The organism is Amycolatopsis sp. cmx-11-12 (assembly GCF_046269425.1).
GTDB lineage: Bacteria > Actinomycetota > Actinomycetes > Mycobacteriales > Pseudonocardiaceae > Amycolatopsis.
Genome location: NZ_JADNQM010000007.1, coordinates 245,009 through 264,796, shown reverse-complemented (window position 1 = coordinate 264,796; position 19,788 = coordinate 245,009). Strand labels below are relative to the sequence as shown.

General features: G+C 69.9%; 21 protein-coding genes. 10 read left to right on the top strand and 11 right to left on the bottom strand.

Features of this window, described 5'->3' with window-relative positions:
• Positions 1-528: a DinB family protein gene (locus ACLARN_RS12695; RefSeq protein WP_409491547.1), complete on the bottom strand. Its 528-nt coding sequence runs from the start codon at positions 526-528 to the stop codon at positions 1-3.
• A 138-nt stretch (positions 529-666) separates the two neighbouring features.
• Between ACLARN_RS12695 and ACLARN_RS12690 the strand changes: the two genes are divergently transcribed.
• The 6 genes from ACLARN_RS12690 (at position 667) to ACLARN_RS12665 (ending at position 5,247) form a co-directional block, all read left to right on the top strand.
• Positions 667-1,200 (top strand): RNA polymerase sigma factor, encoded by a 534-nt coding sequence (locus tag ACLARN_RS12690; protein WP_409491546.1) that lies wholly within the window; start codon positions 667-669, stop codon positions 1,198-1,200.
• Between the two features lie 19 nt (positions 1,201-1,219).
• On the top strand, positions 1,220-1,669 hold the full coding sequence (locus ACLARN_RS12685; protein WP_409491545.1) for a peroxiredoxin family protein: 450 nt from the start codon (positions 1,220-1,222) through the stop codon (positions 1,667-1,669).
• Between the two features lie 32 nt (positions 1,670-1,701).
• Positions 1,702-2,307, top strand: a complete 606-nt coding sequence (locus ACLARN_RS12680; protein WP_409491544.1) for a TetR/AcrR family transcriptional regulator — start codon at positions 1,702-1,704, stop codon at positions 2,305-2,307.
• A complete protein-coding gene (locus tag ACLARN_RS12675) occupies positions 2,291-3,910 on the top strand; it encodes an acyl-CoA dehydrogenase family protein (protein WP_409491543.1) in 1,620 nt (539 codons plus the stop codon). The genes ACLARN_RS12680 and ACLARN_RS12675 overlap by 17 nt, the downstream gene beginning before the upstream one ends.
• A 169-nt stretch (positions 3,911-4,079) precedes the next feature.
• Complete coding sequence (locus ACLARN_RS12670; protein WP_409491542.1) at positions 4,080-4,511, top strand: hypothetical protein; 432 nt, start codon at positions 4,080-4,082, stop codon at positions 4,509-4,511.
• A gap of 88 nt (positions 4,512-4,599) precedes the next feature.
• Entirely contained in the window at positions 4,600-5,247 is a 648-nt protein-coding gene (locus tag ACLARN_RS12665) for a DUF4865 family protein (protein WP_409491541.1), read from the top strand.
• On the opposite strand, the gene ACLARN_RS12660 is transcribed toward ACLARN_RS12665, so the two are convergent.
• Positions 5,184-6,344: an SWIM zinc finger family protein gene (locus ACLARN_RS12660; protein WP_409491540.1), complete on the bottom strand. Its 1,161-nt coding sequence runs from the start codon at positions 6,342-6,344 to the stop codon at positions 5,184-5,186. The two genes, ACLARN_RS12665 and ACLARN_RS12660, sit on opposite strands and share 64 nt — an antisense overlap.
• Positions 6,341-9,058 carry a DEAD/DEAH box helicase gene (locus tag ACLARN_RS12655; protein ID WP_409491539.1) on the bottom strand — a complete coding sequence of 906 codons (2,718 nt, stop codon included), beginning with the start codon at positions 9,056-9,058 and terminating at the stop codon, positions 6,341-6,343. The genes ACLARN_RS12660 and ACLARN_RS12655 overlap by 4 nt, the downstream gene beginning before the upstream one ends.
• Positions 9,059-9,126: 68 nt before the next feature.
• Between ACLARN_RS12655 and ACLARN_RS12650 the strand changes: the two genes are divergently transcribed.
• Entirely contained in the window at positions 9,127-9,921 is a 795-nt protein-coding gene (locus ACLARN_RS12650; protein ID WP_409491538.1) for a TetR/AcrR family transcriptional regulator, read from the top strand.
• 308 nt (positions 9,922-10,229) lie between these two features.
• Here the strand turns inward: ACLARN_RS12650 and ACLARN_RS12645 are convergent, their stop codons facing one another.
• From ACLARN_RS12645 to ACLARN_RS12625, 5 genes are read right to left on the bottom strand one after another with little or no spacing between them, the layout of a single operon-like run.
• Positions 10,230-10,493: a hypothetical protein gene (locus tag ACLARN_RS12645; protein ID WP_409491537.1), complete on the bottom strand. Its 264-nt coding sequence runs from the start codon at positions 10,491-10,493 to the stop codon at positions 10,230-10,232.
• A 23-nt stretch (positions 10,494-10,516) separates the two neighbouring features.
• Positions 10,517-11,074, bottom strand: coding sequence for a hypothetical protein (locus ACLARN_RS12640; protein WP_409491536.1), 558 nt, complete (start codon positions 11,072-11,074; stop codon positions 10,517-10,519).
• Positions 11,058-12,458 carry a WXG100 family type VII secretion target gene (locus tag ACLARN_RS12635; protein WP_409491535.1) on the bottom strand — a complete coding sequence of 467 codons (1,401 nt, stop codon included), beginning with the start codon at positions 12,456-12,458 and terminating at the stop codon, positions 11,058-11,060. Before ACLARN_RS12635 ends, ACLARN_RS12640 begins: the two co-directional genes overlap by 17 nt.
• On the bottom strand, positions 12,455-12,742 hold the full coding sequence (locus tag ACLARN_RS12630; RefSeq protein ID WP_409491534.1) for a hypothetical protein: 288 nt from the start codon (positions 12,740-12,742) through the stop codon (positions 12,455-12,457). The genes ACLARN_RS12635 and ACLARN_RS12630 overlap by 4 nt, the downstream gene beginning before the upstream one ends.
• 38 nt (positions 12,743-12,780) lie before the next feature.
• Complete coding sequence (locus tag ACLARN_RS12625; RefSeq protein WP_409491533.1) at positions 12,781-13,818, bottom strand: hypothetical protein; 1,038 nt, start codon at positions 13,816-13,818, stop codon at positions 12,781-12,783.
• An 83-nt stretch (positions 13,819-13,901) separates the two neighbouring features.
• Between ACLARN_RS12625 and ACLARN_RS12620 the strand changes: the two genes are divergently transcribed.
• Together ACLARN_RS12620 and ACLARN_RS12615 are read left to right on the top strand one after the other, a co-directional pair.
• A complete protein-coding gene (locus tag ACLARN_RS12620) occupies positions 13,902-15,035 on the top strand; it encodes a glycosyltransferase (RefSeq protein ID WP_409491532.1) in 1,134 nt (377 codons plus the stop codon).
• A complete protein-coding gene (locus ACLARN_RS12615; RefSeq protein ID WP_409491531.1) occupies positions 15,032-16,264 on the top strand; it encodes an RNA polymerase sigma factor in 1,233 nt (410 codons plus the stop codon). Before ACLARN_RS12620 ends, ACLARN_RS12615 begins: the two co-directional genes overlap by 4 nt.
• A 161-nt stretch (positions 16,265-16,425) precedes the next feature.
• On the opposite strand, the gene ACLARN_RS12610 is transcribed toward ACLARN_RS12615, so the two are convergent.
• Positions 16,426-16,917, bottom strand: a complete 492-nt coding sequence (locus tag ACLARN_RS12610) for a DUF1772 domain-containing protein (RefSeq protein WP_409491530.1) — start codon at positions 16,915-16,917, stop codon at positions 16,426-16,428.
• A gap of 32 nt (positions 16,918-16,949) precedes the next feature.
• Positions 16,950-17,768: an NmrA family transcriptional regulator gene (locus tag ACLARN_RS12605; protein ID WP_409491529.1), complete on the bottom strand. Its 819-nt coding sequence runs from the start codon at positions 17,766-17,768 to the stop codon at positions 16,950-16,952.
• Positions 17,769-17,849: 81 nt separating this feature from the next.
• Here ACLARN_RS12605 and ACLARN_RS12600 point away from each other — a divergent pair, with 81 nt between their 5' ends.
• Positions 17,850-18,788: an AraC family transcriptional regulator gene (locus ACLARN_RS12600; protein ID WP_409491528.1), complete on the top strand. Its 939-nt coding sequence runs from the start codon at positions 17,850-17,852 to the stop codon at positions 18,786-18,788.
• Here ACLARN_RS12600 and ACLARN_RS12595 read toward each other — a convergent pair.
• Positions 18,767-19,720, bottom strand: a complete 954-nt coding sequence (locus tag ACLARN_RS12595; RefSeq protein WP_409491527.1) for a helix-turn-helix transcriptional regulator — start codon at positions 19,718-19,720, stop codon at positions 18,767-18,769. The two genes, ACLARN_RS12600 and ACLARN_RS12595, sit on opposite strands and share 22 nt — an antisense overlap.
• Between the last annotated feature and the right edge of the window lie 68 nt (positions 19,721-19,788).

Sequence of the window (19,788 nt, the reverse complement as noted above, 5' to 3'; positions counted from 1 at the left end):
CTAGGCGCCGGTGGTGCCGTCGACGCGTTCGCGGATGAGGTCGGCGTGGCCGTTGTGGCGGGCGTATTCGCCGATCATGTGGACGTAGAGCATGCGGAGTGAGAACGGGTCTCCGCCGAGGTCGAAGGTGTCGTCGAGGGATCCACCGGCGGCGGCTTCGTCGGCAAGGCGGATTTCCTCGAGGAGGGTGTTGTAGGCCTCTTCGGCTTTGGTGGCGTCGAGGACTTCGAAGTCGTGGTCCTTGCCGAGGGCGGGGTCATAGAGGGGGCCGATGTCCTGTGCGGCGTAGCGCAGCCGGAACCAGATGCGTTCGACCTTGGCGAGGTGGCGGACGAGGCCGAGGAGGGTGAGGTTCGAGGGCGGGACCGACGCCTGCGCGAGTTGTTCTCCGGTGAGGCCGGCGAGTTTGCCGAGGAAGGTGGCGCGGTGCCAGGCCAGCAGGGAGGGCAGGAGAATGCGCTCGTCGGCGGCGGTGTCGCCGGACGGGCGGGTCACCTCGGGGGCGGTCCATGTCATAGCGGCGATCATGCCATCGGGTGACGTGAGGCTGGTGGTGGACCGCGCGGTGGGGTGGTGAGCGGGGTCACGTGAGGGCGGCTGAATCCTTTGGCCTGGACGGCTGCTCTTGTAGGGGCCGGGACAAGCCCGGTGCTGGAGGAGGTCGTCGTGAAGGCCGAGTGGCCGAGGGAGTCGTTGATCGTGGCCGCGCAGGGCGGGGATGAGACCGCTATCGCCGCCCTGGTCTCGGGTTCCCATCCGCATGTGCAGCGTTTCGCGCGCTCGCTCTGTGCTTCGCCGGAGGACGCGGAGGATTCCGCGCAGGAGGCGCTGATCATCCTGTATCGCAAGATCGGCACCTTGCGGGCTTCCGGTGCGCTGGCGTCGTGGATGTTCCGGATCGTGCGTAACGAGTGCCTGCGCCGGGCTCGGCGAGCGTTGCGCGGGGACGATCTGGCGTGGTCGGCCGCGGTGGTCTCGGCGGAGGATGACGTCCTGCAGCGGCTGGAGGCGCGACGGGTGGCGGCGGCGATCGCCGAGTTGCCCGCTGATCAGCGTCGAGTGTTGATCATGCGTGACATCCAGGGGTATTCGGGCCGGGCGGTCGCCGACGCGCTCGGTTTGAGTACGACCGCGATGAAGTCTCGGCTGCATCGGGCGCGGGCGACGGTTCGTGTCCTTCTCGGTAACCCCATTCCCTGATTTCTCTTGAGGAGTCGTCATGTTCGAAATCGGTTCCACGGTCCCCGACCTCGCGCTGGAGGACACGGCCGGGCAGGTCGTCCGGCTCTCGGATTACCGCGGCACGGACAACGTGCTGCTGTATTTCATGCGTTCGACCACGTGTCCTGTCTGCAACAGTCACGTGAGGGATCTCGCGAAGCTCGCTGGTGTGCGGGTGCTGGTCGCTGTTCCTGAGGGGCGGGAGGAAGCGGCGGCTTGGCGGGCGAAGCGTGGGTTGTCGCTTCAGGTGGTGACTGGTCGGCGCGGTACCCCGCACGAGGCTGTCGGGCTGGCAAGGAAGGTGTTCGGCTCCTTGCAGCAGTCCGGCAGCTTGCTGATCGATCGGGAGGGTGTGGTCCGGCACGCTCATGCCGCGACCATGCCTACCAGCGCATACGACAGGAAGGGCATTGCCGTCGCGCTGGAGGAACTCGTGCGGGCGCCTTGACTGAAGGTGTGAATCGGTGCTTCACTTCTTGAGTGCCGTACCGCCGAACCCCGAGGGTCCAGGAGCGACTGGACGCCCAGCGCGACGCCCTCCTCGCCGCCGCCATGGAGCAGCTGGCCGAGCGCGGGTACGCGGGTTGTTCGGTGTCGGCGGTCGCGGAGCGGGCCGGGGTGGCGGTCGGGAGCGTGTACCGCCACTTCCCCACCAAGGCCGCGCTGGTCGTGGAGTTGTTCCGGAAGGTCGTCACGCGTGAGGTCGAGGCCGTACGCGCGGTGTCGGAGCGGCCCGGAACGCCGGCGGAGCGAGTCGTGGCGGTTTTCGACACCTTCGCGAGCCGTGCGCTGAAGACGCCGCGGATGGCGTACGCGCTGCTGGCCGAGCCCGTCGACGCGCCGATCGAGGCCGAGCGGCTGGTGTTCCGGCGCGCGTTCCGCGATGTGGTGGCCCAGCACGTGGCCGATGGCGTCCGGTCCGGGGTGCTCCCGGCTCAGGACGCGGAGGTCACCGCGGCGGCGCTCGTCGGGGCGGCGGCCGAGGTGCTGATCGGCCCGTTGACCACTGGCAGTGCGGACGAGGTGTCCGGGCTGCGCACTTTCGTCCTGCGTTCTTTGGGAGGTTCCGATGCCGGTCACTCATGAGGTCACCAACCAGGTGCCGCCGCTGGCGGAGTACGACGTCGCCGCGGATCCGGCTCTGCTGGAGGGTCTGGAGCGGGCGGGCGCCGGCTGGGCGGTGGCGGAGGTGCACGCGCTGGGCAGGCTGGCCGGGAGTGAGCACGTCCAGGATTGGGGCAGGCTGGTCAACGAGAACGAGCCGGTGCTGCGGACGCACGATCGGGTCGGGAATCGGATCGACGAGGTCGAGTTCCACCCGCACTGGCACGACCTGATGGACGTCGCGGTGTCCTATGGGCTGCACGCGGCCCCGTGGCGGGATTCCCGGCCGGGTGCGCACGCGGCGCGGGCGGCGAAGATGTACGTCTGGGGTCAGGTCGACGCGGGGCATACGTGCCCGATTTCGATGACCTACGCGGCGGTCCCGGCGCTGCGGTTCAATCCCGAGCTGTCCGAGCGGTACGAGCCGTTGCTGGCGTCGACGGAGTACGACTTCGGGCTGCGTGAGCCGAGCACGAAGCGCGGGCTGATCGCCGGGATGTCGATGACGGAGAAGCAGGGCGGTTCCGACGTCCGGGCGAACACGACGACCGCGCGGCCACTGGGTGACGGCAGCTACGTGATCGTCGGGCACAAGTGGTTCACCTCGGCGCCGATGTCGGACATGTTCCTGACGCTGGCCCAGGCGCCGGGCGGGCTGTCGTGTTTCCTTCTCCCCCGTGTCCTGCCGGACGGCTCGCGCAACGGGATCCGGTTGCAGCGGCTGAAGGACAAGCTGGGCAACCGGTCCAACGCCTCGTCGGAGGTCGAGTACGACGAGGCGATCGGCTGGCTGGTCGGCGAGGAGGGCCGCGGCGTGCGCACCATCATCGAGATGGTGAACAACACCCGGCTGGACTGTGCGGTCGGGAGCGCGTCGGGGATGCGCTACGGCGCCGTGCGGGCCATCCACCACGCGCGTCATCGTCAAGCGTTCGGGGCGAACCTCGTGGATCAGCCGCTGATGGGCAACGTGCTGGCGGACCTCGTCGTGGAGTCCGAGGCGGCGACGACGGTCGGGATGCGGCTGGCGGCGGCGACCGACCGGCCGGGTGACGAGCAGGAGCAGGCGTTCCGGCGGCTGGGGCTGGCGGTGACGAAGTACTGGGTGTGCAAACGCGGTCCGTCACATGCGGTGGAGGCGCTGGAATGCCTGGGCGGGAACGGGTACGTCGAGGAGTCGGGGATGCCGCGGCTCTACCGTGAGGCTCCGCTGATGTCGATCTGGGAGGGTTCGGGCAACGTCGCGGCGCTGGACGCATTGCGGGCGATGGCGAAGCAGCCGGAGTCGGTGGCGGCGTACTTCGCGGAGGTCGAGCAGGCGTCCGGTGCCGACGCGCGGCTGGACGACGCGGTGGGCAGGCTGCGCAAGGAGTTGTCCGATCTGTCGGACATCGAGTACCGGGCGCGGCGGCTGGTCGAGTCGATGGCGTTGGTGTTGCAGGGCTCGTTGCTGGTGCGGCACGGGACGACGGCGGTGGCGGACGCGTTCTGCGCGTCGCGGCTGGGCGGTGATTGGGGTGTCGCGTTCGGGACGCTTCCGTCCGGTGTGGACACGCGGGCGATCATCGCGCGTGGTGAAGTCTGAGCCTGGGCCGGGCCGACGCCTCACTGGACACTCCGTACTTGCCTGACCACGTGGTGCTCCGGTCCGGCCGGCTCCCCCGGCCGGACGGCCGCTGATCAGTGCGAATGGCGGCAGGATTGCGGAATTCGGGTGCATCCAGAGAGGTCCGCGTCGGCTACGTTCGTCGGTCATGGTCGATCGCCGAAGATGCCTGGTCCTGGTTCCCCTGGTGCTGTTCGCCGCCGGTTGCTCGACGGCTCAGCCGACGCCGATCTTCGCCGCGGCGAGTTCGACTCCGGCGGCGGAGAACGTGCCGTTGGCCGGGGTCGCGGCCCCGTCCGGTACGCCGTTCGTCGCGGTGGACGGGCGGAATCTGAAAGCCTGCTCCGACGGGGAGTGTGAGGTGCTGGTGCGGACCGGCGATCAGATCCCCAACGACGGCGGTGCCGGGCCGCTGTCGGTCACGGTCCAGACGGGGAAGGTGGGTCTCGCCCCCGCGTCCGGCGGGATGGGCGGGGCGGTGTCCGGTCCGCCGGGGATGACGCACCAGATCAACCGGCAGGTGATCGTCGTCGTCGCGGTGCAGGACGGTGAAGGGATCGTCCGCCTCAGCAAGAAATAACGGACTGCGCCGGGGGCGGTGAAGTTCCCACCGGCAAGTTCGGATCGGAGTCCCCTGCCCGCGTTCTGTACCTACTAGTATGTACGACATGCATGCGATGCAGTACGAGATCACCCTCCCCGCCGACTACGACATGGGCATCATCCGCGAACGCGTCGCCACTCGCGGACATCTGCTCGACGACTTCGGCGGCCTGGGGCTGAAGGTGTACGGGATCCGCGAGCGCGGCATCGACGGCTCGACGCTCAACCAGTACTCGCCCTTCTACCTCTGGCACGACCAGGCCGGGATGAACGCCTTCCTGTTCGGCGGCCCGTTCAGTGGCATCGTCGACTCGTTCGGGCGTCCCGCGGTGCAGCACTGGACCGTGCTCGGGTTCGAGGAGGGACCGGCGTTCGGCACTCCCCCCGTGGCGGCGGGAAAGCACGTCGAGCGGATCCCCGCCGAGACCGACCCGGTCGCGTTCCTGGGCGAGGCGCTCGACGGACTTCGCGAGCACCTGCGGCAGGACGGCGCGCACTCCGGAGCGTTGGCCGTCGATCCGCGTACGTGGGAGGTGGTGCGCTACAGCCTGTGGCGTGACGAGGCGCCGGAGTCGGACGAGGTCCGGTACCGGATCCTCCACCTGTCCTCGCCGCAGCTGGCTGAGCTGCGGCGAGGACGGCAGTGGGATCAGCCGAGCAGCGCGGCGAACAGCGCTCCGGGATCGGTTTCGGGCGGGCCGGCGGGCCACTGATCGCGGTACGGGTACCAGAGCCCGTCCTTGCCCAGCCGTACCTGCACACCCGTTCCGTGGACGGTGCAGTGGTTGCGTTCGACGTCCAGGCCCTCGCCGGGATCGTCCATCACCTCGGTGAAGGCCGCCCGCGCCCGGCCCATCGCTTGTGACGGCGGCGTCCACGCGGTCTCCAGGACTTCGAGACCGGCTCGGCCGCCGTGCCACCACGCCTGCACCGCGCGGTCGAAGTCCTCACCGTTCTCCGCCGGGCGCAGCCTGTCGGCGGTCTCCGGACGGGTCGCGGCGAGGCGGACGGCGTCCTGCTTGCGGGTGAGCTTCGGCTGCGACGCCAGCAGTGCCCCGGCCGCCTGACTCGCGTTGGCGGCCAGCAGGGCGAAGGTCTCCGCCGGGATGCCGGGTGCTTCCGGCACGGTCGGGCCTCCGGCGGGCGCGAACCCGGCGAGATCGGGCAATGGGCCCGGCTCGTCGGCGTAGGCCTTCTCTGCCGGGGTGTCGTCGTCCCCGGTGCGCACGAACCGAGGCGCGTTGCGCCGCTGCAGCTCGTCGAGGAGTTCCCGCTCGCCCTTGCCGCGCATCAGCAGCAGCACGAACGGATCCGCGTCGAGCAGCCACGAGGCCTGGAACGACAGCGCCGCGGCATGACGGCACGGCAGTTCCCAGCCGGGACAGTCGCAGTCCGGGTCGAGGTCACCGATTCCGGGCAGCAGGTGCACCCCGGCGTCGTCGGCGGCTTCGACGAGGTCGTGCGGCATGTCCCGGTCCAGCAGCGCGGCCAGATGCCCGGCGCGGGAAGCGACCCTGTCGAGGAACCGGTCCCATTCCGTGCCGGTCAGCTCCGCGAGCCGCACCTCGGTGCGGTACTGGCCTTCCTCGTCGTCGACCACCGCGGCGATGCGACCGGGGCTGACCGTGATCGGGCCGACCCGGCCCCCCGCGGCGTACTTGCGGCCCTGTTTGAGCTGCCGCAGATCCAGCGCGGTGTCCTCCATCGCGCTGATCCACGCGCGGCCCCACCACGAGCGGGCGAACTGGCCGTGGCCACCCTGCCGCCCGAAGGCGGGGAAGCCGCGGACACGATCGTCGGGCGTACTCATCGGCGGCTCCTCAACTCGACCAGATCGGCCAGTTCCGCGTCGGTCAGTTCGGTCAGGGCGGCCTCGCCGCCGGCGAGCACCGCGTCGGCGAGCGCACGCTTCTCCCGCAGCATCGCCGCGATCCGGTCCTCGACCGTGCCCTCGGCGATGAGCCGGTGCACCTGCACCGGGCGGGTCTGCCCGATCCGGTACGCGCGGTCGGTCGCCTGGTCCTCCACCGCGGGATTCCACCAGCGGTCGAAGTGCACGACGTGATCGGCGCGGGTCAGGTTGAGCCCGGTCCCGGCCGCCTTGAGCGACAACAGGAACACCGGCACTTCACCGGCCTGGAACCGGCGCACGAGGTCCTCGCGTTTGGGCACCGGGGTGCCGCCGTGCAGCAGTAGCGTGGCGATCCCGCGTTGCGCGAGATGGCGTTCCAGCAGCCGCGCCATCGCGACGTACTGCGTGAACACCAGCACCGCGCCGTCCTCGGCGATGATCGTGCCGAGGAGTTCGTCGAGCAGTTCGAGCTTGCCGGACCGGCCGTCCAGCACCGCTTCCGACGGTTCCTTGAGGTACTGCGCGGGGTGATTGCAGATCTGTTTGAGGCCGGTGAGCAGCTTGACGATCCGGCCGCGGCGCGCGATGCCTTCACTTCCGGCGATCTCGGCCATCATTTCGCGCACCGTCGCCTCGTACAGGGCCGCCTGCTCAGCGGTGAGCGTGACCGGCCTGTCCGTCTCGGTCTTCGCCGGCAGTTCCGGCGCGATCCCCGGATCGGACTTGCGGCGCCGCAACAGGAAGGGGCGGACCAGCCGGGAGAGTTGCTCCGCGGTGGCGGGGTCCTTTCCGGACTCGACCGGTTTCGCCCACACCCGGCGGAAATCGGCCATGGTGCCGAGGAGTCCGGGGGTGGTCCAGTCGAGGATCGCCCACAGTTCGGCGAGGTTGTTCTCCACCGGTGTGCCCGTCAGCGCCACCCGGGCCGACGACGTCAGCGTCCGCAACGCCTTCGCCGTGCCGGAGCGGTGGTTCTTGACGTGCTGGGCCTCGTCGGCGACCAGCAGTCCCCAGTGGACTCCGCCCAGCGGTTCCGGGTCGACGCGCAGGGTGCCGTAGGTGGTGAGCACGAAACCGTCGCCGAGGTCGTCGAGGGAGCGTTCGGTGCCGTGGAACCGCCGTACCGGGACGCCGGGGGCGAACCGGGTGATCTCGCGTTCCCAGTTGCCCAGCAGCGAGGCGGGACAGACGACCAGGGTCGGGCCGTCCGCGCGATGCAGGTGGAGGGAGATCAGCGTGATCGTCTTACCGAGCCCCATGTCGTCGGCGAGACAGCCGCCGAGCCCGATCGACGTCATCGCGGTGAGCCATTGCAGGCCGCGCATCTGGTAGTCGCGCAGGGTCGCGGCCAGACCTGGTGGCGGTGCCTGTGGTTCGGGTGGCGCGAGCAGCCGTTCCCGCAGGGCGGCGAGCCAGCCGTCGGTGAGGACGTCGACGCGTTCGCCGTCGACCTCGGCCGTACCGCTCAGGGCGGCGCCGAGCGCGTCGATCGGTGTCAGCGGTTTCAGCGCACGGTCCCGTGCCTTCGCCGCCAGCGCGGGGTCGACGAGTACCCACTGATCGCGCAACCGCACGACGGGACGGTGAGCCTCGGCCAGGGTGTCCATCTCGGCGGCGGTGAGCGGGGCGCCACCGAGGGCCAGCTGCCAGTCGAACTGCAGCAGTTTGCCGCCGGCGAAGAACGACGGAAGGTCGTCCGGTGGCGCGTCACCGCCGCCGATGACGGCTTTCGCACTCAGGTCGCGGGCGAGATCGGCGGGCCAGTGGACGTCGATGCCCGCCGTTGCCAGCAGGGGCGCGGCGGTGGTGAGCAGTTCGGTGACGTCGGTGTCGCGGAGTCCGACCTCGTCGGGCACCGCCGCGCTGAGCAAGGGTTCCAGCGGTGGCCAGAGCTGGGCGGCACGGCGCAGGGCCAGCATCACGTCGATCCGGGCCCGCGGGCCGAACCGGTCGTCACCCGACCACAGCGCGGCGGCGTCGACCAGGACACCCGGGTCGGCGAGACTGTGCACCTGGACGACCCCGGTGAACCGGCCGCTGCTGAAGTCGTCCCCAGCTGCCTCGATCCGCACCGAGACCCGGACGCCCGAGTCCAGTCCGGCCGCGACCTCGGCCGCCCAGTCCCGTAACTGCGGGACGCGGTGCGACGACGGGGCCGCGAAGGCCTTGACGCCAGCCGCCTGCGCGGCCGCGGGTGTCCGGGGAAGGGTGTCGGCCACGGCGTCGAGGAACGCGCGCAGCAGCGGATACCGTGCGGGCAGCAGGTTTCCCTCGCCCGGGATCGCTCGTGCTCCGGGTGGCATCGCCTCGGACAGCTCGCGCAGCCACGAGGCGTCGGCGGGTTCCAGGGGCCCCGCGCGCCACGCGTCCACATCGGACTCCGTGATACCGGGAAGCAGGCGGCCCGCCTCGACGAGCCTCAACGCCGCCGTGGCGGCTGTGCTCCAGAAGCGCGCGGAGGGATCGTCACTGGTGCGCAGCCGCAGGAGGACGGGGAGCGCCTCGGCCATCGGGAGCCGGACACACGGCACCGTCCGGATCTCCGGCAGGGCGACCTTCACCTCCCCGGTGCCCGCCGTGCCCCCGTCGGCGTTCCAGAAGACAAATCCGCTGGTCCGTGCTGGATTCTTTGGTTCGAACACGACACTGTCGAAACCGTCGTGAGACGTCACTCAGCCCCAATCTCTGTACGGTGTACAGTTCAGGATAACACAACTCTGTACGGCGTAGAGAGAAGCGGATGAGCTACGCGGACTACACGGGAACCGGCGATCCACGACGAACCATCGAACTGCTCTGGGGCGTGCGGGAGAAACCTCGCCGCGGCCCCAAGCCGAAACTCACCGTCGAAGGAATCGTCACCGCCGCGATCGAACTCGCGGACGAGGAGGGCATCGCCGCGCTGTCGGTGCGCCGGGGCGCGGAACGGCTCGGCGTCTCCCCCATGTCCCTCTACACCTACATCCCCAGCCGCGCCGAACTGCTCGACCTGATGATGGACCGGGTGCACGGCGAGCTGACCGACCCACCGCCGAGCCACGACTGGCGGGCCACCGTGACGATCCTCGCCGAAGACGCCTGGGAGATGTACCACCGGCACCCGTGGCTGCTCCAGCTCACCAGCAGCCGCCTCCCCCTCGGCCCCAACACCTTCGCCAAGCACGAACGCGAACTCGGTGCCGTCGACGCGATCGGGCTCACCGATCTGGAGATGGACGCCGTGGTGGCGATGGTCAACGGGTTCGTCCAGGGCATCGCACGCGGATCGGTCGAATCGGCGACTCTCGTGCGGCGGTCCGGGATGACGGACATGGAGTGGTGGACGGCCAGCGCCCCGGTGCTCGCGGAGATCCCGGAGGCCGACGCGGGACTGTTCCCGCTGGCGGCCCGGATCGGCCAGGCGGCCGGAGAGGCGCACGGTTCGGCGAGCGCGCCGCTGCACACCCTCCGGTTCGGGCTGGCGCGGATCCTGGACGGAGTCGAGCAGCTGGTGACCGGGGCCGCGCGTGGGGCGGACCGGGAACTGCCCTCGTGAGCGGGTAAGGCAAAGGTGGCGTCGAGTGATCTTAGGGAGGACACGCGTGACTGGAGGGAGATCACGCGTGTCCAGGCGGAGATCTCTCGTGATCTCCCTCCAGTCACGCGAAATCTCCGTCCAAACACACGTGATCGCCATCCAGTCACGCATGTGGTCCCCAGCAACACGCCAGGAGAGCTTCGCGTGGCCACGAATTCACCAACAGCATCATCCAACGCGCCAAAATCCACACCGTAAGGGACGCGGTCCAGCAGCGGGGACCGGTCACCGGCACCGCGCCCGAACACGCCACCTTCGCCCTGCCCTCACTCTGTCCGATTACTGCGGCGTCGCAGCGAGCGGTACAGCAGCCACAGTGCCAGCGCGACCGGTGTCAGGACTGCCGCGAACAGGATTCCCGCGAACATTCCGTAGCCGTGCGGATCGGAGGACACTCCGGTGGCGCTGAGCACCGCCGTGCCGACCAGCAGCACGATCACCGCGGCGACGCAGGCGAACGCGCCGAGCACGACGCGCCGGAGCGCTGTCCGCGGGGCGCTCGTGCGGGTAGTGCCTTCCGGCCTGTCCATATTCGGCTCCGCGGGTCGAAACGTCACTCCGGGTCGGGAGTGCAGACGGTCAGGAACGACTTCCGGTTCTCGCGTTGGACGTCCGACGCGTCCATCCAGCCGCGCTGGCCGAACAGGTAGCTCCCGGACGGGTGCTGGGCCGACTCGCGCAGCACCTGGGCGACGTCGGCCTTGGCACCGTTCGCTTTCGGACCGTCGACGGTGACGGCGATCGAGCCTGCCTTGGTCCAGTCGTAGCCGGCGGGCAACGGTGTCTGGACCTGGAGAGGCCCGCCGACGTCCGGCGACGACCCCCCGCCGGTTCTGAGCAGGTCGAGGCGTTCCACCTGCACCCCCGGCCGCGGCGCGGTCCACACCTGCTCCGTGCTCTGCTGGGTGCCGGAGTCGAAGGTCAGTCTCAGGCGGATGACGCCCTCGCACGGGGTGCCCGTCCACAGTTTCAGGACGCCGTCGTCGACGCGGAACCCGGCCGCCGGCGGCAGCGACGGCGCGAACTGCGCCTTGGTGTCGCACGCCCCGGTCACCGCCGCGACGAGCAAGGCGGCGCAGGCGACGCGCGGCCACTTAATGGTATCCGCCATCGGAAAGTCCAGCGTCTTCCTCGGTCTCGTTGCCGCCGGTGACCTTTTCCCACGCGTAGGAGGCGAGGAAGCCGGCGTAGCCTTCGCGCGCCCATTGCTGGGAGTGGCGCTCCTCATGGTGCAGCAGCCGGTCCAGGTCGAGCGAACCCTGGGACGCGCCGTCATCGTCCTCGTACCAGGCGTGGCCCGACTTCACGACCTCGCGAAGCTGTTGCGCCGGATCCTTCGCGTCGTCGATGTTCAGCATGAACGTGTCGCCCCAGGCGGTTCCGCCTTGCTGGCTGAACTGGTCCTGGACGAGGTTCCCGCCCAGGCCCATCATCATGCCGTTCGGCGTGGTCACCAGCCGTCCGCCGTTGCCGTGCACGAAGCCGACATCGTCGTCGTAGCTCCAGGAGTTCTCCCGTTGCCGCTCGGTGATCCGCCGCAGTTCCTCGGATCCGTACGGAGTCGGCGCGAAGTCGGTCTTCTCGCCTTCGGTGCCGTAGTCGGTGCCCGCGTTCATGATGTAGGTCATCCGGACCGCCTTGGCGGCGTCGTCCCCGCTGATGCCGGTCGGCATCAGGAAGTACGACTTGAAGGTCCCGTCGCCGTCCTCGTCCTCGCGGATCTCTTCCATGCCGTCGAGGACCTTGAAATCCTCGGGCGTGATGTCGTGTTCGTCGGCGATCTTCTTGATGGTGTCGATCGATACGCCCCGGCGTACGGCGTTCTCGAGCCACTGCCGGTAGTGGCCGGACGCGGGCGGCCCGGTCAGCAGCCCCGCCTCGCGCAGGGACTGCTCCATCTCGATGACTCCGGCCTCGATCTCGCCGCTCTTCTTGGCGCCTGCCAGGTCGGTCGCCCCGTGGTCGCTGATCTGGGCATCCTGCGCGAGCCGCATCACCCGGGCGAGTGCGGCGTCGATGTTGGTCGCCGTCGTGAGGATCGCCTTGGTTTCCTGCTCCAGCTGCTTCCTGATGGTTTCGCGGTGCCGCGCGGTCTCGGCGCGGTCTTCGGCCTCGAACCGCGACTTCGGCGGCGGGTCGGCAGGCTTGTCGTCCACGATCGCGCCATCCGCCGCGACACGGAACTGGTAGGTGCCGGCGAGGGAGTCGTTGTTGGCGACCCTGGTCTTGAGCGCGGACACCTCGTCCGACGCGTTCTGCAGGGCGTTTTCGACGGCGGACAGCTCCGCGATCAGGATCTCGGCCTTGTTCCGCGTATCGCCGAGCGAACCGCGTGCGCGCTCGCCCGCGGGGCCGCGCCAATCGGGCAGTTTCCTGGCGTCGTCGAGTTCGTCCTGCAACCCGATGAGCTTGTCCCGCCGCCCACCCAGGTTGGTGGCCGTCGTTTCGAGCGCCTCAGCGTCCCATTTGCGGACGTCGTCGTAGCCGATCGTCATCCCCCGAAAGCCTCCTCCGCGGAGTTCTCGTTTTCGGAGTACGCGTTCGCGGCCTTCGTGATCGATTCGCTCCAGCCGTCGATCTCACCGGCCCAGCCCTTCGCGCGCTCGGTGAACGTCGACGCCAGCGTGGGCGCGCTCTTCGCGGCCTCACCACCGGGCAGCGCCGTCGCGATCGCCTCCACGCCGGTGCCCGGTTCCACGGCTCTGGCCTGGTCCGCGGCGGATCCCGCCGCCTTGGCCGCGTTCCGCAGCTGACCGATCTCGACCTCGTACCCGCTCACAGCCCGCGACCCCCAACCCTGGATAGGTCAGCGGGACTCTACTGGAGCTCGGAAGCCTCCACACCCGATTCGGGCGAGAGAGCGGGCGCTTCTTCCACCACCGGAGGGCGGGCGAGGTCGGCCAGCTGCCGCACGACGTCGTCGTACCGCGCCTGATCGGCGACCGCACGGGCCTGCGCCCGCTCCAGTTCCTCACCCAGCGCCGTCGCCCGTGCTTCGGCGAGGCTCCTCGCCGTGTGTTCTTCCGCGAGTGACGCCCGGACGCGGTCCAGTTCGCCCCGGAGCCCGGCGGATTCCTCCCGCGCGGCGGCACAGTCCTTTTCGGACACCGTCACCCGGGCCCTCGCCTCGTCGAGCCGGTCCAGCAAGGACTCCAGTTCGGCCACCGCCCGCGCCAGCGCCGTGTCCCGCTCACCCAGATCCGCGGTCAGCCGCGTCTTTTCCTCCCGGACGGCCGCGAATTCCTCCCGCAGCGCCCGGACGTCCGAGACCAGCGCGTCGCGGGCGCGTTCGGCCGCGACGGTCGCGGCTTCCGCGGCGCCTCGGGCTCGTTCGTGGGCGGCGACCTCGGTCCACGAACGCTGACGGGTTTCCTCCGCGTCTTTCAAGGCCTGTTCGGCGGTGCGTTCCGCCTTGGCCTTGGCCATCTTGTCGTCCCTGGACGCGGCCAGCGCCGTCGCACGGGCCGCGTCGGCCTTCGCCGCCGCCTGCTGGGCGTCCTCGGCCTCGCGCCGGGCCGTGGCCGCCTCGGTCTCGGCTTCGGTGACCCGGCCCAGCGCCGCCTCGGCGGCGTCGTCGAACCGAGCGCGCATCGCGTCCAGCAACTCCACGAGCGACGCCGCTGTCGGGGTGAACTCGTCGGCGATCCGGCGGACCTCGAGCAGCGGGTCGGCCACACTCGCCACCGCGGCCGCCCGCCGGGCCCGCGATGCCGCATCGGCGTGCGTCTTACCGCAATAGGCCGAGGGCCGCCCGCCCTTGCGTTTCCCGTCGGCGTCCACCGCGGGCGGGGGCAAGGGATTCTCGCAGCCTTCCAGCGCGCACAGCCGGACCTCGTCGGCGTCCGTATCGATCACCGCAGCAGGGTAGCGCTGCCCCTCGGGGTGCGAAGCGAGGCAACGCCGGGAAACCCCTTGGTCCCGCCGATAGGGTCGACCCCGTGCGTATCCTATTCACCTTCGCCGGCGGCAACGGCCACTTCCGGCCACTCCTCCCGATCGCCCGCGCGCTCACCGACGCGGGTCACACGCTCGCGTTCACCGGCGAGCCGCTGATGGTCCCGATCGTCGAGGCGGCCGGATTCACCGTGTTCCCATCTGGCCCCAACCTCGGCAGCGTGGGTGAACGGCACCCGTTGCTCCCTGTCGACCGGGAGCGCGAGGACGCCGACCTCCGCGACGGTTTCGTCCGCCGCACCGCACCCCGGCGCGCGGAGGACGTCCTGGCCTTGTGTGAAGACTGGGCACCGGATCTGCTCGTGTGCGACGAAGCCGATCACGGCGCGATGATCGTCGCCGAGAAGCTCGGTCTCCCCCACGCGACCGTACTGGTCACCGCCGCCGGCGCCCTCATCCGTCCCGATCTGGTGGACGACGCGCTCAACGAGGTCCGCGCCGCCCACGGCCTTCCACCGCAACGGAACCTGGAGATGGCCTACCGCCATCTCGTACTCTCGCCGTTCCCCGCGAGCTTCCGCGATCCCCGTTTCCCGCTGCCGCCGACCGCGCAGTCCTTCCACACCCCCGTTCCCGGCCGCGGCCCGGCGCCGGACTGGCACGTCGAAGGACGGCCGACGCTCTACTTCACCCTCGGCACGATCTTCAACACCGAGTCCGGCGATCTGTTCGCCCGGGTGCTGGCGGGCCTGCGGGAGGTCGACGCGACCTGCGTGGTGACCGTCGGGAACCTCATCGACCCCGCGGAGTTCGGCCCTCAGCCGGACCACATCCACCTCGCGAAGTACCTGCCGCAGGACGATGTCCTCCCGTACTGCGACGCGGTCCTCACCCACGGCGGCTCGGGCAGTCTGCTCGGCGCGATCGCGCACGGACTGCCGATGGTGCTGCTGCCGATGGGCGCCGACCAGCCCCACAACGGCGATCGTGTCACCGAACTCGGGCTCGGCTTGGTCCTCGACGTCATCGAGGCGACACCGCACGACATCCGTGACGCCGTGTCCTCGGTCCTGCGGGAACCGGCCTACCGGGAGACGGCCAGGCGACTGCGGGACGAGATCGCCGCCTACCCGCCACCAGAGAAAACCGTTCCGCTGCTCGAGGGACTGCTCCGGTGACGGCCGAACTCGACGCCGCGATCACCCAGGCGTTCCGTGAGGAGTCGGGCCAGGTGATCGCCACCCTGATCCGGGTCACCGGCGACTGGGATCTGGCCGAGGAATGCGTCCAGGAGGCGTTCGCGCTCGCGCTGCGCACCTGGCCCCGCGACGGCGTCCCGGCGAAACCCGGCGCCTGGCTGACCACCACCGCCCGCAATCGCGCCACCGACCGGATCCGGCGGGAGGCCGTCGGCGCGGAGAAGCTGAGGGAAGCAGCCGAACTGACCGCAGTCGCCGAGCCGGAATGGGACGAAAGCGGTGTCCACGACGACAGGCTCCGCCTGATCTTCACCTGCTGCCACCCCGCCCTGCCGATGGAAGGCCAGGTCGCGCTCGCGCTGCGGACCCTGGCCGGGCTCACCACCGCCGAGATCGCCCGCGCCTTCCTGGTGTCCGAGGCGACGATGTCGCAGCGCCTGGTCCGGGTGAAACGGAAGATCCGCACCGCGGGCATCCCGTACCGCGTTCCGCCGGCGAATCTGCTGCCCGAACGGACGTCCGCCGTGCTGGGGATGCTGTACCTGCTGTTCAACGAGGGCTACTCGGCCAGCGCGGGCACCGATCTGCTGCGACCCGACCTGTCCGCGGAGGCCTTCCGTCTCGCCCGGGTTCTCGCCGAACTCATGTCCGGTGAACCGGAGGTCCTCGGGCTGCTGGCGCTGCTGCTCCTGCACGACGCCCGCCGGGCCACGCGGGTCGACGGCGAGGGCACCCTCGTCTCGCTCGAAGACCAGGACCGTGGCGGCTGGAACGCCTCCGAGATCAGTGAGGGCACCGAACTGCTGGAGACCGCGCTCCGCCGCGGAGTTCCTGGGCAATACCAGATCCAGGCCGCCATCGCCGCCTGTCACGCGACGGCGGCCCGCGCCTCCGACACCGACTGGGCCCAGATCGCCGCCCTGTACGGGGAACTGCTGCGTTTCGTGCCCTCGCCGGTCGTCGAGTTGAACCGCGCGGTCGCCGTCGCGATGGCCGAAGGTCCCGAGGCTGGGCTGGAACTGGTCGACAAGCTCACCGCGGACGGCAGTCTTCCCGGCTATCACCTGCTTCCCGCGACCCGCGCGGACTTCCTCCGGCGCCTCGACCGGTTCGCCGACGCCGCCGACGCCTACCGCGAGGCGCTCGCGCTCACCGGCACCGACGCCGAGCACGCCTACCTGTCGGGAAAACTCGCCGAAATCTCCTGACGCGGGGCTGCCGGTCCGGTGCTGCTGTGCGTTCCCGGCGGTGCCGCCGCTTTCGCTCCGCGGCTTCGGGAAGCTCTCGAAGCCTGACCCGGTGTTATGAACGGACCTTTCATAACAGGATTTGTTATGAAAGGTCCGTTCATAACACGCGCGGTGGCGGCTCAAGCGCGGGCGTGCACGATCAGCCCGCCCACCAGAGCACCGAAGCCGCCGATCGCGGCCAGGGTCCGGACCAGGTTCCACCGTTCCCAGACGCCCTCGAACTTCGCCCGCAGCGCCTCGAAGTCGGTGTTGTCGCCGTCGAAGCCGGCTTCGAGCGCGTTGTTCAGCGGCACGTTGATCGCCATGGTCACGATCAGCATCACCAGCAGCAGGACGAAACCCGCGATGAGCCACGGCAGCGCCGACCGCAGCTCCGACCGGAAGTGCAGGCCCGCCGCCACTGCGGCGAGCAGTGGCGCACCGCCGAAGCTCAGCCCGAACCAGCCGTTGAGGATCGCGATGTTGATCTCCCGCATCCCCGTCACGTACGTCCGGGCGTCGGCCCGCGCCAATCCCGGCATGACCGAGCACGTGTAGGCGTAGAACAAGCCCGCGATCAACCCCGCCGCGATGACGGCCGCGATCAGGACGATTTCGCTCAGCGTCGCCATTCCTGTCGCCTCCCTTCCGATTCCCGCTCGTTTCATCGATTCCAGACCCCAGTGGCCGCGGCCTTCGCCGCGTACTCCGAGAAGTCCCTCGCCGGCCTGCCCAGCACCTTCTCGACGTCACCGGTGAGTGATTCGTTCCGGCCGTCGAGGACCCGCGTGAACAGGTCGGTCAGGCCCTCGATCTCCTCCTCGGGCACGCCCTGCTCGACCGCGCCCGCCGCGAACTCCGCGGCGGAAACCGGAACGTACCGGACATCCCGCCCCGCAACCTTGCTGATTTCTACCGCCACGTCCCCGAAACTCAGCAATCGGGGGCCCGTGAGCTCGTACACCTCGCCGTTGTGCCCGTCGGTGGTCAGCGCCGTCACCACGACGTCGACGATGTCCTCGACGTCGATGAACGGCTCGGTCACCTGCCCGGCGGGCAGCACGATCTCACCGGCGAGCACCGGTTCCAGCAGGAAGTGCTCACTGAAGTTCTGTGCGAACCAGCTGGCCCGCACGACCGTCCACTCGGCACCCGAGTCGCGCACACCCTGTTCGCTGACCACGGCTTCCTCTTCGCCGCGGCCAGAGAGCAGGACCAGCCGCCGGACGCCGTGGTCCACGGCCAGTTTCGAGAAGTCGCGGATCGCTTCGGCCGCGCCGGGGAAGGCGAGATCGGGGTAGTAGGTCAGGTAGGCCGCGCTGACGCCGGTGATCGCGGCCGTCCAGGTCGATCGGTCGTCCCAGTCGAACACGGGCCGCGAGGCCTTCCGGACCTCGATCCCCTGCTCGGTCAGCCGCTGCGCCACCCGGCGCCCCGTCTTGCCCGTCGCACCCAGGACCAGGACTGTTTCGTTGTTTGTCATGGCACTAGTCAAGCGCCTCGGAATGAGACGGAACATAGTTCAGAGGCTCTGTTCCATGTTTCATCGTCTACACTTCGCAGCATGGATCCTCTCGCCGGGCTGCTCGACGGCCCCCGCGCGCGTGGCGCGTTCCTGTTGAAGTCGGTCATGACCCCGCCGTGGTCGCTGCGTATCGAGGACGAGGCACCGCTGACGGTGCTGGCCCAGGTTCGCGGCGAGTCCTGGGTCGTGCCCGATCACGGGGACGCCGTCCGGCTCGGCACCGGCGACATCGCCATCGCCCGCGGCCCGGACCCGTATCTCGTCGCCGACGATCCCGCCACGCCGCCGCAGGCGATGATCCTGCCGGGACAGGAATGCCTGACGCCGGACGGGCAGCACCTCACCGAACTGTCCGACTTCGGCGTGCGTACCTGGGGCAGCGATCCGGACGGCCCCGTCGTGCTGCTCACCGGCACGTACCCGCTCGAAGGCGAGATCAGCAAACGGCTCCTCAACGCGCTGCCGTCGCTGCTGGTCGTGCGCGACGAGGACTGGGAGAACCCGCTCGTACCGCTGCTCGCCGGGGAGATCGTCAAGGACACGCCGGGCCAGGAAGCCGTCCTGGACCGGGTGCTCGATCTGCTCCTGGTCGCCGCGCTGCGGACCTGGTTCGACCGTCCCGGCGCCGCGGCACCCGCCTGGTACCGCGCGCATAGCGACCCCGTCGTCGGGCGGGCGCTGAAACTGTTGCAGCACAAGCCTTCCGAGCCGTGGACGGTGGCGGGCCTCGCGGCCGACACCGGCGTCTCCCGTGCCGCGTTCGCCCGGCGGTTCACCGCCGCCGTGGGCGAACCGCCGATGGCCTACCTCGCGAGCTGGCGGATCGCGCTCGCGGCGGATCTGCTGCGCCAGCACCCCGACGTCACGATCGGCGCGGTCGCGCGGCAGGTCGGCTACGGCAGTTCGTTCGCGCTCAGCACCGCGTTCAAACGCGAGCACGGTGTCAGTCCGCAGGGTTACCGCACCGGTGTCGCGTAGCGCTCGACCAGTTCCGCGCCGATCCGCGCGAGTTCCTCTTGGACCGATGGTGGACCCAGCACCTCGATCATCGAGCCCCAGCCCGCGAGCTGCTGGGCGATCATCCACGCCACCGGCGCCGACACCGTCACCCGCACGCGCCCGTCGTCGAGCGTCTCCTCCACAGTGGACTGGCGTCCGAAGTGGTCTTGGAGGATCGGCAGGTGCCGCTCGGCGATGAGCACGGTCGCGTCCAGCCCCGAGCGGCGTTGCTCGACCTGGTCGACCACCTGCTCCCACGCCCGCGACAACTCGAAGTCGTCCGGCCGCCCGGCGGGCAGGTCACTCACCTCGGCGTCGGACATGCGATCGACGCGGAAGGTGCGCTGGCCCTTCTCGGTGCCGGCGATGAGGTACCAGACGTCGTCCTTGTCCACGAGTCCCCACGGATCCACGACCCGCTCGACGGGTTCCGCGCCCTTCTTCGCGTAGCCGAAGCGGACTTTGCGGCGACGGACGATGCCCGTCTGAAGCACGGTGAGCAATTCCGGCCGTTTCTTCTCTCGTTCGCCCCATTTCGACGGGTCGATGACGACAGCGTCCGCGGCGGCCTGGGCGTCGGCCCGGAAGGTGTCCGGCAAAGCCCGGACCAGCTTCCGCAGCGCGGATTTGACCTCGGGCGAGATCGACGCGGCGGGCCCGGCGAGCAGGAACAACGCCTGCGCCTCCGACGCCGACAGTCCACTGAGGTCGGTCCGCGCACCGCCGATCAGCGACCATCCGCCGCCACGTCCCGGCTGCGGGTAGACCGGCACACCCGCCGCGGAGAGCGCTTCGAGGTCACGCCTGGCCGTGGCGACCGAGATCTCGAGTTCGTCGGCCAGCTCGGAAGCCGTGACACGGCCACGGGCCTGCATCAGCAGGAGGGTGGCCACCAGGCGATCGGCACGCATGGGCCCAGTCTCGCAGCGAAACCGCTCATCCGATGCGCACTTTGGGCTTCCGTCCTTCGCGTTTCAAC

What these genes read in the sequence shown, in the direction of transcription:
- ACLARN_RS12695 (WP_409491547.1), bottom strand. Translation starts at nt 528, where the DNA reads ATGATCGCCGCTATGACATGGACCGCCCCCGAGGTGACCCGCCCGTCC.
- ACLARN_RS12685 (WP_409491545.1), top strand. Translation starts at nt 1,220, where the DNA reads ATGTTCGAAATCGGTTCCACGGTCCCCGACCTCGCGCTGGAGGACACG.
- ACLARN_RS12675 (WP_409491543.1), top strand. Translation starts at nt 2,291, where the DNA reads ATGCCGGTCACTCATGAGGTCACCAACCAGGTGCCGCCGCTGGCGGAG.
- ACLARN_RS12670 (WP_409491542.1), top strand. Translation starts at nt 4,080, where the DNA reads ATGGTCGATCGCCGAAGATGCCTGGTCCTGGTTCCCCTGGTGCTGTTC.
- ACLARN_RS12665 (WP_409491541.1), top strand. Translation starts at nt 4,600, where the DNA reads ATGCATGCGATGCAGTACGAGATCACCCTCCCCGCCGACTACGACATG.
- ACLARN_RS12660 (WP_409491540.1), bottom strand. Translation starts at nt 6,344, where the DNA reads ATGAGTACGCCCGACGATCGTGTCCGCGGCTTCCCCGCCTTCGGGCGG.
- ACLARN_RS12650 (WP_409491538.1), top strand. Translation starts at nt 9,127, where the DNA reads ATGAGCTACGCGGACTACACGGGAACCGGCGATCCACGACGAACCATC.
- ACLARN_RS12645 (WP_409491537.1), bottom strand. Translation starts at nt 10,493, where the DNA reads ATGGACAGGCCGGAAGGCACTACCCGCACGAGCGCCCCGCGGACAGCG.
- ACLARN_RS12640 (WP_409491536.1), bottom strand. Translation starts at nt 11,074, where the DNA reads ATGGCGGATACCATTAAGTGGCCGCGCGTCGCCTGCGCCGCCTTGCTC.
- ACLARN_RS12635 (WP_409491535.1), bottom strand. Translation starts at nt 12,458, where the DNA reads ATGACGATCGGCTACGACGACGTCCGCAAATGGGACGCTGAGGCGCTC.
- ACLARN_RS12610 (WP_409491530.1), bottom strand. Translation starts at nt 16,917, where the DNA reads ATGGCGACGCTGAGCGAAATCGTCCTGATCGCGGCCGTCATCGCGGCG.
- ACLARN_RS12605 (WP_409491529.1), bottom strand. Translation starts at nt 17,768, where the DNA reads ATGACAAACAACGAAACAGTCCTGGTCCTGGGTGCGACGGGCAAGACG.
- ACLARN_RS12600 (WP_409491528.1), top strand. Translation starts at nt 17,850, where the DNA reads ATGGATCCTCTCGCCGGGCTGCTCGACGGCCCCCGCGCGCGTGGCGCG.
- ACLARN_RS12595 (WP_409491527.1), bottom strand. Translation starts at nt 19,720, where the DNA reads ATGCGTGCCGATCGCCTGGTGGCCACCCTCCTGCTGATGCAGGCCCGT.